Annotated in this window: 12 protein-coding genes; 8 read left to right on the top strand and 4 right to left on the bottom strand. The window is 74.5% G+C overall.

Going from position 1 to position 15,075, the window contains the following annotated elements; all coding sequences use genetic code 11:
* The first annotated feature begins 36 nt into the window (after positions 1 to 36).
* The 3 genes from ACIBFB_RS02750 (at position 37) to ACIBFB_RS02740 (ending at position 2,787) form a co-directional block, all read left to right on the top strand.
* Entirely contained in the window at positions 37 to 825 is a 789-nt protein-coding gene (locus ACIBFB_RS02750; protein ID WP_397225482.1) for a methyltransferase domain-containing protein, read from the top strand.
* A gap of 27 nt (positions 826 to 852) precedes the next feature.
* Positions 853 to 2,139, top strand: a complete 1,287-nt coding sequence (gene dinB / locus ACIBFB_RS02745; RefSeq protein ID WP_397225480.1) for a DNA polymerase IV — start codon at positions 853 to 855, stop codon at positions 2,137 to 2,139.
* A 243-nt stretch (positions 2,140 to 2,382) separates the two neighbouring features.
* Positions 2,383 to 2,787 carry a DUF3040 domain-containing protein gene (locus ACIBFB_RS02740; protein WP_397225478.1) on the top strand — a complete coding sequence of 135 codons (405 nt, stop codon included), beginning with the start codon at positions 2,383 to 2,385 and terminating at the stop codon, positions 2,785 to 2,787.
* 220 nt (positions 2,788 to 3,007) lie between these two features.
* On the opposite strand, the gene ACIBFB_RS02735 is transcribed toward ACIBFB_RS02740, so the two are convergent.
* The 3 genes from ACIBFB_RS02735 to ACIBFB_RS02725 all read right to left on the bottom strand — a co-directional run bounded on the left by ACIBFB_RS02735 (position 3,008) and on the right by ACIBFB_RS02725 (position 7,637).
* On the bottom strand, positions 3,008 to 5,344 hold the full coding sequence (locus ACIBFB_RS02735; protein ID WP_397225476.1) for a transglutaminaseTgpA domain-containing protein: 2,337 nt from the start codon (positions 5,342 to 5,344) through the stop codon (positions 3,008 to 3,010).
* An 8-nt stretch (positions 5,345 to 5,352) separates the two neighbouring features.
* Positions 5,353 to 6,558: a DUF58 domain-containing protein gene (locus ACIBFB_RS02730; protein ID WP_397226390.1), complete on the bottom strand. Its 1,206-nt coding sequence runs from the start codon at positions 6,556 to 6,558 to the stop codon at positions 5,353 to 5,355.
* Between the two features lie 86 nt (positions 6,559 to 6,644).
* On the bottom strand, positions 6,645 to 7,637 hold the full coding sequence (locus ACIBFB_RS02725; protein ID WP_397225474.1) for an AAA family ATPase: 993 nt from the start codon (positions 7,635 to 7,637) through the stop codon (positions 6,645 to 6,647).
* A gap of 413 nt (positions 7,638 to 8,050) precedes the next feature.
* On the opposite strand from ACIBFB_RS02725, the gene mraZ reads away from it, so the two are divergent.
* From mraZ to ACIBFB_RS02705, 4 genes are all read left to right on the top strand, one after another.
* A complete protein-coding gene (gene mraZ / locus ACIBFB_RS02720) occupies positions 8,051 to 8,482 on the top strand; it encodes a division/cell wall cluster transcriptional repressor MraZ (protein ID WP_397225472.1) in 432 nt (143 codons plus the stop codon).
* Between the two features lie 282 nt (positions 8,483 to 8,764).
* Positions 8,765 to 9,790 (top strand): 16S rRNA (cytosine(1402)-N(4))-methyltransferase RsmH, encoded by a 1,026-nt coding sequence (rsmH, locus tag ACIBFB_RS02715; protein WP_397226388.1) that lies wholly within the window; start codon positions 8,765 to 8,767, stop codon positions 9,788 to 9,790.
* 16 nt (positions 9,791 to 9,806) lie between these two features.
* Positions 9,807 to 10,238, top strand: coding sequence for a hypothetical protein (locus tag ACIBFB_RS02710; protein WP_397225470.1), 432 nt, complete (start codon positions 9,807 to 9,809; stop codon positions 10,236 to 10,238).
* Positions 10,235 to 12,205 carry a peptidoglycan D,D-transpeptidase FtsI family protein gene (locus ACIBFB_RS02705; protein ID WP_397225468.1) on the top strand — a complete coding sequence of 657 codons (1,971 nt, stop codon included), beginning with the start codon at positions 10,235 to 10,237 and terminating at the stop codon, positions 12,203 to 12,205. Before ACIBFB_RS02710 ends, ACIBFB_RS02705 begins: the two co-directional genes overlap by 4 nt.
* Here ACIBFB_RS02705 and mmuM read toward each other — a convergent pair.
* Entirely contained in the window at positions 12,202 to 13,110 is a 909-nt protein-coding gene (gene mmuM, locus ACIBFB_RS02700; RefSeq protein ID WP_397225466.1) for a homocysteine S-methyltransferase, read from the bottom strand. The two genes, ACIBFB_RS02705 and mmuM, sit on opposite strands and share 4 nt — an antisense overlap.
* 171 nt (positions 13,111 to 13,281) lie before the next feature.
* On the opposite strand from mmuM, the gene ACIBFB_RS02695 reads away from it, so the two are divergent.
* Positions 13,282 to 14,952 (top strand): UDP-N-acetylmuramoyl-L-alanyl-D-glutamate--2,6-diaminopimelate ligase, encoded by a 1,671-nt coding sequence (locus ACIBFB_RS02695; protein ID WP_397225464.1) that lies wholly within the window; start codon positions 13,282 to 13,284, stop codon positions 14,950 to 14,952.
* Positions 14,953 to 15,075 lie beyond the last annotated feature (123 nt).

Below are 15,075 nucleotides of genomic sequence, written 5' to 3'. Positions count from 1 at the left end.
GGGCGGACGTCGGGACACCGGATTGAGGGGACCCAGGTGACTGACAGGACCAGCGCGACCGCGACCGGCGTCGGCTTCGCCGCGAGCGGCGCGACCGGACCGGGACGGGCGGCCAACGCCGCTCGGACCGCCGTGGTGTGGGACGCGCTCGCGGACCTGTTGGCCCGCCTCGGCGCCGGGCCCCTGGAGATCGTCGACGCGGGTGGCGGCACCGGCGGCGCCGCCGTCCCGCTCGCCGAACTCGGCCACCGCGTGACCGTCGTCGAGCCGAGCCCGGACTCCCTGGCCGCCCTGGAGCGCCGTGCCGCCGAACGCGGCGTCACCGTGCGCGGCGTCCAGGGCGAGACCCGGGACCTCGCCTCGCTGTTCGCCCCGGGCAGCGCCGATCTGGTCCTGGTGCACAACGTGCTGGAGTACGTCGACGACCCCGCCGCGGCGCTGCGCGACGTGGTCGGGGTGACCCGACCGGGCGGCGCGGTCAGCCTCCTGGCGACCAACGCCGTCGCCGGCGCCCTGCACCGGGCGCTGTCCGGGCACATCGCCGACGCCGCCCACCTGCTCTCCGACCCCGAGGGCCGGTGGGGCGAGGGCGACCCGATGCCGCGCCGCTTCACCCGCCAGCAGCTCCTGACCCTGGTCGGCGAGGCCGGGCTGACCGGCGGGAGCGTCCGCGGTGTGCGGGTCTTCGCGGACGTCCTGCCCGGGCACGCCTGGGAGGGCGACGCCCACGCCGGGCAGCACCTGGTGGAGCTGGAGAAGGCGGCGGCCGAACACCCGGAGCTGGTCGGCATCGCCACCCAGCTGCACGTCATCGCGCACCGGTAGGGCGTGGAGCGGGCGTAACCTGGGCCTATGAGCCGACGCCAACTGGAACGCGGCGCCGCGCTGCGCGGAATGGTCGCCCCCGAGGGCATCGTCCCCCTGGGCGAGGACTTCCCCGCCGACGGATCCGGTCCGGACGCGGGCTGCGACATCCTGCACATCGACATGGACGCGTTCTTCGCCAGTGTCGAGCAGTTGCGGCACCCCGGGTCGCGCGGACACCCGGTCATCGTCGGCGGCACCGGTCCGCGCGGAGTGGTCTCCTCGGCCGACTACCTCGCCCGCGCCCGCGGTGTCCACTCCGCGATGCCCATGGTGCGCGCGCTGCGGCTGTGCCCGGACGCGATCGTCTTCCCCCCGGACGGCCCCGCCTACCGGGAGGCCTCCGAGGCCGTCATGGACATCCTGCGGTCCGTGACCCCCCTCGTACAGCCGCTCTCCCTCGACGAGGCCTTCCTGGACGTCTCCGGGGCGCGCAGACGGCTCGGCGGCCCGGTGCGCATCGCCGCGATGATCCGCGAGCGCGTCCGCGCCGAGCAACGGCTCACATGCTCGGTGGGGGTGGCCGCCACCCGGTTCGCCGCCAAGCTCGGCTCCACGCACTGCAAGCCCGACGGACTGCTCCTGGTACCCACCGGGCACGTCCGCTCCTTCCTCGACCCGCTCCCGGTCGGCGCGCTGCCCGGCGTGGGGGACAAGACCGAGCAGACCCTGGTGAAGCTGGGTCTGCGCACCGTCGGCGCGCTGGCCCGAACCGACCCCGACCTGCTGCGGGCGGAGCTCGGAGCCAAGGCCGGAACCCGCCTGTCGGAGCTGGCGCGCGGGGTGGACGACACCCCCGTGGTCCCCGAGACCCCCGACAAGAGCGTCGGCGCGGAGGAGACCTTCGACGCGGACGTGGGCGACCCGGAGGTGATCAACCGGGAGTTGCTGCGGCTGTCGGAGAAGGTGGCACGACGCCTGCGCGCCTCGGGACAGGTGGGGCGCACGGTGAGTGTCAAGCTCCGCCGGGCGGATTTCTCCACCATCACCCGGTCCCGGACCCTTCCGGAAGCCACCGACGTGGGCAGGGAGATCAGCGCCGTGGCACGCGCGCTGTACGCGGCGGCCGGGCTGGAGCGGGTGCGGCTCCGCCTGGTCGGGGTGCGCGTGGAGGGCGTCGTCCCGGCGGAGGAGGCCCCGCGCCAGCTGGCCCTGGGGGAGGAGGAGACCGGCTGGCGGGACGTCGAGCGGGTGATGGACAGGGTCACCGCGCGGTTCGGTCCGGGCGCGATACAGTCGGCGGTACTCGCCAAGCGTGACGAAAACGACGTATGATTCCGCAACTTCCGGGCCCTTCCGAGCGTTCCAACGGTAGGACCGGAGTCAGGGTAGGCAGAGAGGCATGGAAGCCGGTGTTTCCGATACGGAGTGTGGGTACCGGGACCCCAGTGGGTCAGGTGGTCACACAGCTTTTCTTTCCAGTAGGCGCTAGCGCGCCGTATTCTGGGCATACCACTGACCGAGAGACTGTTCATCAGTACCCGCCACCCCAACCGGGGACTGTCGTAGGGAGGCGCCGTGCCGCTCTCTGAACACGAGCAGCGCATGCTCGACCAGATCGAGCGGGCGCTGTATGCCGAGGACCCGAAGTTCGCGAACACCGTTCGGCAAACGAACCCCGCGGTCCATTACAAGCGCTGGATCATCAAGGCCGTACTCGGATTCGTCATCGGTGTCGTTCTGCTGTTGGCGGGCCTCCTGATCGGTAATCCGGTCATGCAGGTACTCATCAGCGTCCTCGGCTTCATCGTCATGCTCGCGTGCTTCCTGTGGGGGGCCAACGCATGGCGCAAGGCGGCCGGAGGCGGAGCCGAGACCGCGGCGCCCGCGGCGGACGCCAAGCAGAAGCGCAAGGGCGCGCGCCCGGGCATGATGCACAGGTTCGAGGAGCGCTGGCGCCGCCGCCAGGAGGGCGAGGAGTAGTCCCTTCCCGGACGGCGCCCAGGCTCCCGCCTCTCGGAGCGACGCGCCCGCCACCGGGAACGGCACGACGAGCACGGAAGCGGTGGGGTCCACGTGGACGCGTGGGCTCCACCGCTTTCTCGCGTGCGCCGTCCACCGAGGCCCCGGCGGGACCGGAGCGCACCCGTGTGCGCGGACGAGCCCCCGGCCCGCGCGGGCCGGGGGCTCGTCCGTCCGTCGCTCAGGCCGTGGTCGGTACCGGCGGGGCGTCCGGTCGCGGGCGGTTCCACGGGGCCAGTGACCGCGGCAGCAGCAGTGCCCGGACCCTCGCGGCCCGACCACTGGCCGCCGCCAACCCCGCACGCGCCGCGGCCAGGTCCTCGCGAGCCCCGGGCATCACGGCCGGTTCGGGGGCGTAGCGCGCCGACTCCTCGCCCAGGGCCAGGCGCCACAGCGCGGCCCGGACGTCGTCCGGGACCGGTCCCCGCGGCGCCAGGCGTTCGGCCGTGCCCCGAGGGCTCTCCGCCAGGTCCCAGGCAATCCCCAGGTCCAGGCAGGTGTCGCGCAGTTCCCGCCAGGCGGCGTGCGCCGCGGGGACCGGTGCGCCCCCCGCCACGGCGGCCGTCCGCGACCCCCGCACCGCGATCCGCACCAGGGCGGGCAGGGCCGCCAGGAGCACCGCGGCCAGAACGGCCCCCGCGACCGGCAGCCACACCGGGACGGAACCCGCGTCCGCATCCGAACCGGAGGCCGCGGCCGTCCCGTCCTCCTCCCCGGACTCGGGCGCCGCGCTCTCCTCGGGGCCGTCGGACTCGGGCCCGGCCGTGGCGGACGGCTCGGACTCCGGGCTCTCGGACTCCTCGCCCTCCGGGTCCGTGCGCTCGTCCGTGGGGGCGCCGCCGGACTCCCCGCTCGTGTAGTCGGGCACCGTCGCGGTCCCCTGCCCCTGCCCCCCGGCGCCGTCCGGGGTCGGCTCGAACCGCACCCAGCCGACGCCCTCGAAGTACAGCTCCGGCCACGCGTGGGCGTCGCCCGAGGACACGGCCCACCGGCCGTCGCCCATCCGCTGCCCTGCGGTGTAGCCGGTCGCCACGCGGGCGGGGATGCCGGCCTGCCGCGCCATCACCGCCATGGTGCCCGCGAACTGCTGGCAGTAGCCGACCTGGTCCTCGAACAGGAAGTGGGCCAGCGGGTCGACGCCCTCGGGGACCGGCGGCGGCGTCAGACTGTAGTCGAACGACCCGTCCCTGAAGAACTCCTGGAGGGCGAGCGCACGCTCGTACGGCGACCCCGCGCCGCTGGTCACCGCCTGGGTCAGCTCCTCCACGCGTGGATCCACGCCGGCGGGCAGGTCGAGGAAGGCGTCGGGCACCGACCGGGCGTTCCCCGCGTCGGCCAGGGCGTCGACCGAGGTCGTGCGCGTCGCCGACTCGACGGTGAAGCTGAGTCCGGTGCGCGGCGCGTCCGTGGTGAACACCATGAGGCTGTCGGGGTCGGCGTACCACTCCCCGGACACGTCCACCGAGCGGGGCCAGTAGGGCACCGGCAGGAAGTCCATGCTGGGCGCTTCGGCGTCCAGGGAGACGCGGGTGGTCGAGGTCGCGCCGTCCGGTTCGGCCGTCCAGCCCGTCGGCAGCGGCAGTTCGTCCGTCATCCGGGTGTCGCGCGTGGCGCCGACCGGCGACATCGTCCAGTTCACGCCGTCGAACTCGTCCAGCACGTACATGCGCAGGTAGTCGGGTTCCTCGGCGTCGGTCGTGTAGGTGAGCACCGTGCGGTCGGAGTCCGAGCTCAGGTCGCGGTTCAGGGAGACGAGCGGGTGCGTCGTGGTGGTGTCGGTCGGGCCGTCGCCGAAGGGGGACCCGTTCGCGGCGCCGTAGATGGCACCGGTCCCCAGCGACGGGGCCGCCAGCGGCACCGCCAACGCCACCAGCACGGCCGCCGCGACGGACACGGTGACGGCCGCCGCCCGCCACAGACCGCCCGGGACCCGGGCGGCGGGGTCGGGGACGGGCATCCCCCACTCCCGCCCGCGCAGCCACATGTCCACGGCCAACAGCGCCAGGAATCCGACCGCCGCGCTCACCGCCGCCCCGGCGGTGACCCCCCCGTCGTGCACCACCAAAGGGACCGCCAGCAACGCGACCAGCAGGGCGCCGACCATGCCGGGGCAGCGCGCGGTCACGGCGAGGAAGTCGGCGGCGCCCACGAGCACGGCCAGGGCCAGCGCGACGATCAGCGCGACGCCCGGGGTTCCGGTGACCGGCGGGGCGCTCACGTTGATCGCGTCGACCCCCTCGTTCAACAGATCGCCCAGAGCGGGGAGCGTCTCCCGGGTGGGGATCAGCCCGAGAACGGCGGTGTCGGCGACGAACAGCGGCGTCAGCAGCACCGCGGCCACGAGGATCTGGAGGAACGGCACCGCGAGGGAGGTCCACCCGCTCAGCCGGTAGAGCGCGGAGGCCCCGGCCACGGCCGTCATCATCACCACGGCCGGAACCCACCAGCCGGTGCCCGTCACGACCGTGCCGAGCAGCGGAACCGCCGCCACCAGGCTGAACAGTGTGGCCAGGGGCATCAGGGCTCTCAACGCGGACCCTCCCGGAGGGTGGTCGGCCCGGCCGCCGGGGACAGGGCGGGGGCGGTCGCCCGCTGCCACAGCGGCGGCAGCTCGGTGGGCGAGGAGACGGTCAGGACCCGCCACCCGGACGCGCTCAGGATCTCGTCGGCGCCGCGGAGGGTGTCGGGGGAGGGCCAGGCGGCGTGGGCGCACAGCACGGCCACGCGCGCGCCGCGGACCCGCGCCAGCGCGGCGGCCTCGTCGGCGGACACCGCGCCGAGGACCGCCACCACCAGGCTGGGGGAGCCGCCCCGGTGGGCGGTGAGCATGTCGACGCCGGTCAGCAGGCCGGGGACGCCGGAGGGCTGGGCCACGGCCAGGTCGTTGAGGACTCCGAAGGCCGAGGCGGAGCGGCCCCGCCCCCACTCGGTGTACAGCCGCAGCTCGTGGCCGTGGTCGACGAGGTGCACCGCGACCGAGGCGGCGACGCTCACGGCGGTCTCCAGCGATCCGGCGGGGCCGTGTCCCCGGTGGGCCCGGAGCCGCGTGTCGACCAGGACCGCGCAGTCCTCGCGCCAGTGCTGCTCGTCGCGCCGCACCATCAGCTCACCGTGCTTGGCGGTGGACCGCCAGTGCACCCGGCGCAGTTCGTCGCCGTGCTGGTACTCGCGGGGGATCGGGTCCTGTTCGCCTGCGCCGGCCATCGCACGGCGGGGGGACTCCTCGCCTTGGAAGCCCCCGGCGGGGCCGAGCGGGGACAGCGGGACGGTCGGCGGCGTCACGAGCAGCGAGGAGGGAGCGCCGACGACCCGGGTGACGCGCACACAGCCCAGGGGGTCGGAGACGCTGACCACGAGGGGGCCGATCGGGTACCTGCCGCGCACGGCCGGGCGCACCAGGTAGGAGACGTCGCGGACCGCGCGCGGCCGCAGGTAGCCGACGGTGAAGCGGGGCCGGGAGCCGAGGGGGACGGGCAGGCCGTCCTCGACGAACACCGACGCGACCGGCCAGGCGGACGAGGCGTTGCCGATCCGCACCAGCACGCGCGCGTCGTGTCCGGCGGGGACCCGCGCGGGGACGACGGCGCGGCTGTGCACGACCCGCGACACCGACCCGATCAGGGTGAGCACGGCCACCAGCGGCACGGCGGTCAGCAGCGCGCCCAGTCCCACGATCTCGCGCTGACCCATCACGAAGCCGACGACGAGCGCGGCCAGGCCGAAGACGAGCATGAACCAGCCGCGGACAGTCAGGGTCCGCCGGGTCGGGGACCGCGCCGCGGGCGGCTCGTGGACCGGGGCCGGGGCGCCGTGAGCGGTCACTGCGGGCCGGGGACGGGGAGGCGGGAGACCAGCTTCGCGACGATCTGCTCGGTCGACAGGCGCCCCATCCCCGCCTCGGGGCCGGGCAGCAGCCGGTGCGCCAGGACCGGCACGGCCAGCGCCTGGATGTCGTCGGGGACGACGTAGTGCCGCCCGTCCAGGGCGGCGTAGGCGCGGGCGGCGCGGACCAGGTGCAGGGTGGCGCGCGGTGAGGCGCCCAGGCGCAGCTCGGGGCTGGTCCGCGTGGAGTTGACCAGGTCGACGACGTAGCGGCGCATGCCGGGGGCGACGTGCACCGAGCGCACCCGGTCGGCGAGGTCGCGGATGTTCGCGGCGTTGGTGACGGGCGCCAGGCCGTCCAGGGGCGAGTGGGCGCTGTGCGCGTCGATCATGTCCAGCTCGGCCTGGGGCGCGGGGTAGCCGACCGAGACGCGGGCCATGAAGCGGTCCCTCTGGGCCTCGGGGAGGGTGTAGGTGCCCTCCATGTCCGACGGGTTCTGCGTGGCCACCACCATGAACGGCCGTTCGAGCCGGCGGGTCTGGCCGTCGGTGCTGACCTGGCGCTCCTCCATGCACTCCAGGAGGGCGGCCTGGGTCTTGGGCGATGCGCGGTTGATCTCGTCGCCCAGCACGATGTTGGCGAACACCGGGCCGGGGTTGAACTCGAACTCGTGCCGGTCCTGGTGGTAGACGTTCACGCCGGTGATGTCGCTGGGCAGCAGGTCCGGCGTGAACTGGATCCGCTGCACCGAGCAGTCGACCGCCCGGCCCAGAGCCTTGGCGAGCATCGTCTTGCCCACGCCGGGCACGTCCTCGATGAGCAGGTGGCCCTCGGCCAGCAGGACGGTCAGCGCGACGCGCAGGACCTCCGGCTTGCCCTCGATGACGGTCTCGATCGCGTGGCGGACGCGGTCGGCGACGCCGACGATCTCGCCGACGTCCGCCTGGACGCCGCCCCCGTGACCGCCGTGGTGTGTGCCGAGTGACACGAGACCCCTCCCGCTCGTCCTGGCTCCGTGTGTCGGTGTCGCTCCGAGGCTAGGCCCATTCGAAGTGATTGCAAACCAAAGTGCCGGAATCACCCCGCTCCGTCCCAGGTCGGAGAGGTCGGATGTGAGACCCCGGGTGACACCTTCCGATCCGTGTCCGTTCAGACGCCCGCGCCCCCGTTCCGGTTCGCCCCACGTGCCCGCGCGTTCCGGTCGGAGGCGACGCCGGCGCGGAGGAACCGCCAGGACACGACACGGCGCCCCACCCGACCTGCACGCTTCTGACCTGCGGTTTCATTGCCGGATTCGACTGCGGTCGCGGGCTGGCGCTGTTGACGGTGGGGAAGAGTGGAGTAAGGTGGGGCAGCGTGGGGAGAGTGAGGTCCCCACCACGGGGTGAGGGAGGTGGCGCTGTGTTTCTCGGCACGCACACGCCTCGCCTCGACCAGAAGGGGCGGCTGTTCCTTCCGGCGAAGTACCGCGACGATCTGTCGGGGGGGCTGGTGATCACCAAGGGCCAGGAGCACTGCCTCTACGTCTTTCCCTTGGAGGAGTTCCGGCGCGTCACCGACGCGCTCAGCTCCGCCCCGGTCACCGCCAAGGCGGTTCGCGACTACGGTCGGGTCCTCTTCGCCAGCGCGTCCGACGAGTCCTGCGACAAGCAGGGCCGGATCACCATCCCGCCGAAGCTGCGCGAGTACGCGGGCCTGGACCGCGAGTGCGTCGTCATCGGCGCCAACACGCGGTTGGAGATCTGGGCCGCGCGGGCCTGGTCGGACTACGAGGCCGAGCAGGAGCAGGCCTTCGCGCGTCTGTCGGAGGAGGTGCTGCCCGGGGTGCTGTGAACCCGGCGACGGCCGCCGGTGTGACCGGCACGACAGTCCACACCCTCGCAAGCCGGGGTCCGGCCGGACCCGCGGACGCGGCACGGGCGAGCTGGCGCGACTTCCCCGGCGCCAGGTCGTCAACGCGAGTCCGCCGAAAGGTGGACAATAGCGGCCGTGTCCGGACGAGGTCCGGCCGGAACCCGGTCGGGCCACGCCGAGGACACCGCGCGACGCACGATCCCGTGCGTCCGCGTGGAGACTTCAGGGGGAGACGGCGACAGCGTGGAGGAACGGCACCGCATGGGGGACACCCGGAGGCACGAGGGCCCGGACGACGACATCGCGGCCAGGATCGCGGCGGCCAGGGCGGGTCTGGACCCCCTGCACGTCCCCGTCATGCTCGACCGGATCGTGGAGCTGCTCGCTCCCTCGCTCAGCCGCCCCGGCGCCGTGTTCGTCGACGGCACCCTGGGACTGGGCGGCCACTCCGAGGCCCTGCTCAAGGCGTGCCCCACCGCCCGGCTGGTCGGCGTCGACCGCGACACCACCGCACTGGAGCGCAGCGCCAAGCGCCTCGCCGCCTACGCCGACCGCACCCACCTCGTGCACGCGGTCTACTCGGACATCCCGCGCGCCCTGGACGAGGCGGGCGCCGCCGAGGCCGACGCCGTCCTGCTCGACCTCGGGGTGTCCTCGCCGCAGCTCGACGAGACCGACCGCGGCTTCGCCTACGCGCACGACGCCCCCCTGGACATGCGCATGGACCGCACCCAGGACCTCACCGCGGCGGACGTCGTCAACACCTACCCGGTCGCCGAGCTCACCCACGTCCTGCGCACCTACGGCGAGGAGCGCTTCGCCTCCCGCATCGCCCGCGCGATCGAGCGGCAGCGCGCACGCGCCCCCATCGCCTCCACCCGCGAACTGGCCGAACTGGTCCGCACGGCCATCCCCGCCGCCACCCGCCGGACCGGAGGCCACCCCGCCAAGCGCACCTTCCAGGGCCTGCGCATCGAGGTCAACGCCGAACTGTCCATCCTCGAACGCGCCCTGCCCGCCGCGATCTCCCGCCTGGCGGTCGGCGGTCGGATCGCCGTGCTGTCCTACCACTCCCTCGAGGACCGGATGACCAAGCGAGCGCTGGCCGCCCTGTCCACCGACACCACCCCCGCCGACCTTCCGGTCCCGCTCCCCGACCGGCAGCCGGAGCTGCGGCTGCTCACCCGGGGTGCGGAACTGCCCACGGACACAGAGATCGAAGGCAACCCGCGCGCCCAGTCCGCCCGCCTCCGTGCGGCCGAACGCGTACGCGCGGCATCGCGGTAGAGCGGTAGGAGAGCAGATGAGTTCGAGTACGGACACGCGCCGCGCGCCCGACCGGGGCGAGGGCGCCGGGCGGACGCGGGCGGCCCGATCCGGCGCCCGTGAGCGCGGGGCCGGGCCGGCCGCCCGCGACGCGGCCGGACAGGGGCGCGCGCCGCGCATCCCGTTCGTCCTGCTCATCCTCTGCCTGCTCGCCGGAGCGCTGGTCAGCCTCCTCGTGCTGCGCAGCGTCATCGCCCAGGAGGCCTTCACCATCACCCGGCTCCAGGCCGAGAACCGCGAACTGGCCTACGCGCAGCAGCAGTGGCGGGACCGGGTCGCGCACCTGGAGAGCTCCGAGCGCATCGCCGAGGAGGCCGAGGAACTCGGCATGGAGCAGCCCGACGAGGCCCCGCGCTTCCTGGACCGGGACAGCGGTGAGGTCCTCGGCGGGACCGGGAGCGCCGAGTGAGCCCGTCGCGTGACCGCGGCTCGCGCGGCCCCCAGCGCCCGGGGGCGACGGGACGGTCGGGGTCGCGGCCCGACAAGCGCCCCCGCAAGTCGTCCAGCCGCCCCGCCGGGGGCGGTCGGCCCAGCGCCAGCACCCGCTCCGGGGGCCGCCCGGACAAGGGCGCCCGCCGAGAACGCGCCGGGGAGGGCCACCGGGCCGCCCCGCCGCCCCCACCGCTGCTCAGACGGACCTTCCGCCGCGGCGACCCGCTCAAGCGCGTCAAGGCCGGCGGTGTGCTGATCGTCGTGATCCTGCTGCTGTTCGCCGGTCGGCTGGTCCAGATCCAGGGCCTCCAGGCCGACACCTTCGCCGAGGCCGCGGCCAACCTGCGGCTCCAGACCATCGACATCCCCACACTGCGCGGACAGATCACCGACGCCGACGGCAACCCGTTCGCGCTCTCGGTGGAGGTGCGCACGGTCTTCGTCGACCCCGAGGAGGTCGAGGAGGGCGAGCGCGACCAGCTCGTCGACGAACTCGTCACCCGCTTCGGCCTGGACGAGGACGAGGTCGCCGCACGCGTGGACGCCCGCCCCAGCCGCTACCAGGTCGTGGCCACCGACGTGCTGCCGCGCGACTGGGCCGACCTGCGCGACGTGGGCCTGTCCGGCCTGGGCTCCCAGGTCGACTACCGCCGCGTGTACCCCGACGGGACCGGCGCAGCCGACCTCGTGGGCTTCGTCGGCTCCGAGGGCTACGGACTGGAGGGCCTGGAGGGCTACCTCGACTCCACCCTCGCGGGAGAGCAGGGCAAGCGCCAGGTCGAGGTCGGCAGCGACGGCACCCAGATCCCCATGGCGGGCGGCCTGGTCCGCGAGCCCGTCCCCGGCCAGGACGTGCGCCTGACGCTGGACCGCGACCTCCAGTGGTACACCGCCCAGGTCCTGGCGGAGCGCGTGGAGGAGCTGGGCGCCGAGGGCGGCAGCGCCATCGTCATGCGCCCCAGCGGCGAGATCCTCGCGATGGCGGACTACCCGACCTACTCCCAGGAGGACATCTCCGACGCCAGCCCGGAGGACTGGGCCAACGGCGCGGTCCACGACACCTTCGAACCGGGCAGCACCAACAAGGTCATCACGATGGGCGCGGCACTGGAGGAGGGGGTCACCACCCCCGACACCGTGTACACCGTGCCCTACGCCATCCAGTACTACGACCAGACCTTCCGCAACTCCAGCAACCGCGGGACCCAGCGGCTCACGGTCAACGGCATCATGGCCCAGTCCAGCAACGTGGGGACCATCCAGATCGCCGACCAGGTCGGCGCGGGGGTCCTGCACTCGTACCTGGAGCGGTTCGGCCTCGGCCAGCCCACCGGACTCGCGCTCCCCGGCGAGGAGGCGGGCATCCTCACCGACCCCGAGGACTGGTGGGGCACCCAGCTGCCGTCGGTGTCCATCGGGCACGGCCTGTCGGTCAACGCCGCGCAGATGGCGTCGGTGTACGCCACCATCGCCAACGGCGGGGTGCGGGCCGAGCCGCGCGTCGTCGCCGGAACCGTGGACAGCGAGGGCGAGTTCACCGCCGCCGAGGCGGGCGAGCGGCGCCGGGTGGTCAGCGAGGAGACCGCCGAACAGCTCGCGCTGATGCTGGAGGCGGTCACCAGCGACGAGGGCACCGCGCCCCAGGCCCGCATCGACGGCTACCGGGTGGCGGGCAAGACCGGTACCGCCAACCGGATCGACCCCGAGACCGGCCGCTACGAGCGCGGCGCCTACACCGCGACGTTCGCCGGGTTCGCCCCCGCGGACGACCCCGAGCTGGTCGTCCAGGTGGTCCTGCACAACCCGCAGGAGTCCTACTACGGCGGCGAGGCGGCCGGCCCGGTGTTCAACGACATCATGTCCTTCGCGCTGCGGTCGATGCGGATCCCGCCCACGGACACCGAACCGCCCGCCGTCCGCCTCTTCGAGGACGAGGCGCCCTAGGACATCCCGTCCACCGCGGCGCGGATCGCGCGCACGTGCTCCGGCCCGGTGCGGCAGCACCCGCCCACGAGCACGGCGCCGGCCGCGCACCAGCCGACGGCGGCGGCCCCGAACGTCCCGGGGTCGCCCGTGCCCGTCCACCGACGGCGCCGGGCGTCCCACACCTCGCCCGAGTTGGGGTAGGCGACCGCGGGCAGCCCCGCGGCGGACACCGCGCGCACCAGGGACGGCACGAACCGGGGCGCCGTGCAGTTGACCCCGACCGCCACGAGCCTCCCGTCGGCGTGCAACGGCGCCAGCTCCCGTGCGACCTCCGCCATCGGTGTGCCGTCGCTGATCCGCGCCCCGTCCGCGCACGAGAAGCTCATCCACGCGCGCACCCCGGGCGTCCCGCCCAACAGCCGGGCCAGCGCCCTGGCCTCGTCCAGAGACGGGATGGTCTCGCACGCCACCAGGTCGGCCCCGGCGCCGGTCAGCAGCTCCCAGCGCTCCCGGTGCCAGCGCACCAGCCCGTCCTCGTCCAGGTCGTAGTCGCCGGTGTACTCCGACCCGTCGGCCCGCGCCGCCCCGTAGGGACCCACGCCCGCCGCGACCAGCCCCGCCCCGAACGCGTCCCGCTCGGCGCGCGCCAGCTCCACCGAGCGCACGACCAGCGCCCGGGCCTCGGCCGCGCCGAACCCCCGGGCCGCGAACGCCGCCGCGGTCGCCTGGTACCCGGCGGCGATCGCCACGTCGGCGCCCGCCTCGAAGTAGTCCCGGTGCACCCGGCGCACCAGCTCCGGCTCCTCCGCCAGCAGCCGCGCCGACCACAGCCCGCCGCCCAGGTCGCGGCCGTAGGCCTCCAACCGCGTCGCCAGTCCGCCGTCCAGCACCAGCGGCCGCCCGCCCACCACGCCTCGGTCCATGGGCCCCTCCCCGCGTCCCCCTCACCGTACCGAGCGGCTACGGCCCGCCTCCCGCGCGCGCACCCGGCGTAACCTGGGAGAAACGCCCACGCGGAGAAACCGCGCCGAACGCAGCGTGGAAATTACCGAGCGGTCGTCCACAGCCGTTAACCTCCACACGTGCCACCGGTAATGCGACCTGAACACACCCAACTCCGTCCGCTGTCCGCCCTCGCGACGCTGCTCGGGCCGGACGCCACACTGCTGCGCCCGGGGCCGGGCGCCGACGACACCGCCGAGGTGCCCGGCGAGGAGGTGCACGTCCGCGGCATCACCCACGACTCACGCCGGGTACGCCCCGGCGACCTGTACGCCGCCCTGCCCGGCACGCGCGCCCACGGGGCCGACTTCGCCGCCCAGGTGGCCGAGGCGGGAGCCGCCGCCGTCCTCACCGACGCAGACGGGGCCGAGCGGGCGTCGGCCACCGGGCTGCCGGTGCTCGTCGTCCCGGACGCCCGGGCCGCGCTCGGGACCGCGGCCGGATGGGTCTTCGGCGAACCGGCCCGGGACCTGCTCCTGGTCGGCACCACCGGAACCAGCGGCAAGACGACGATCACCTACCTGGTCGAGTCGGGTCTGCGCCGGGCCGGGATGAGCACCGGCCTGGTCGGCACCGTCGAGATGCGCGTCGGGGACGAGCGCGTCGCCTCCTCGCTCACCACCCCCGAGGCCACCGACCTGCACGGCCTGTTCGCGGTGATGCGCGAACGCGGCGTCACCGCCGCCGCCATGGAGGTCTCCAGCCACGCCCTCGCCCTGGGCCGGGTCGGCGGCACCCGCTACGACGTCGCCATCTTCACCAACCTGTCCCAGGACCACCTGGACTTCCACTCCGACCTGCGCGACTACTTCGAGACCAAGGCGCGCCTGTTCACCCCCGAGTACTGCGACATCGCCGTCGTCAACACCGACGACCGGTTCGGCCGCGCCCTCGTGGACATGGTCCGCGGCGACGGCGTCGTTCCCGTCACCACGTTCGGGGTGGACGGCTTCTCCGACGCGGCTCCCGAGGCGGGCGGCACGGCGGCCGACTGGCGCGCCGTCGACGTCCGGCTCGGGGCCACCGGCAGCACCTTCCGCATCGTCGGCCCCGGCGGCATGGAGGCCGACGCCTCCGTCGCCCTGCCCGGGCCGTTCAACGTCTCCAACGCCATGGCCGCCATCGTCGGCCTGGTCGAGGCGGGCCTGCCCCTGGAGACCGCCATCGCCGGCGTGGCCGCCGCGCCCGGCGTGCCCGGGCGCATGGAGCCCGTCGTCGTCCGCGAGGTGCCGAGCGCGCTCCAGGACTTCACCGCGATCGTCGACTACTCGCACAAACCGGGCGCGATCGAGGCGGTCCTGACCTCCCTGCGCACCACCACCCGGGGACGGCTGACCATGGTCGTCGGCTGCGGCGGCGACCGCGACCGCGCCAAACGCCCGCTCATGGGCGAGGCTGCGGCGCGCCTGGCCGACCACCTGGTCATCACCAACGACAACCCCCGCAGCGAGGACCCCGTCACGATCGCCACCGCGATGCTGGAGGGGGTGGCCAAGGTCCCCGAGGAGGCCCGCGCGCGGGTCACGGTCGAACTCGACCGCGCCGAGGCGATCCGCCTGGCCGTGGCCGGGGCCCGCAGCGGCGACGTGATCGTCGTCGCGGGCAAGGGCCACGAGACCGGTCAGTACGTCAAGGGCGAGATCCTGCCCTTCGACGACCGCGAGGTGCTGCGGGAGGCGTTGGAGGACCGGTGCGGCGTCAGCGCCCGCGAACGTCTGGGCGACGCCCTGGAGCACGTCCACAGGGCTCCTGACGAGGGGTGACGGAGATCCGGGTCCTGACGTGACCGGTCGGGGGGGGGGGGGGGGGGGGGGGGGGGGGGGGGGGGGGGGGGGGGGGGGGGGGGGGGGGGGGGGGGGGGGGGGGGGGGGGGGGGGGGGGGGGGG

The organism is Nocardiopsis sp. NPDC050513, assembly GCF_044457925.1.
Taxonomy (GTDB): Bacteria; Actinomycetota; Actinomycetes; order Streptosporangiales; family Streptosporangiaceae; genus Nocardiopsis.
The sequence above is the reverse complement of the archived record's forward strand: the minus strand, read 5'-3'. Positions and strand labels throughout refer to the sequence as shown.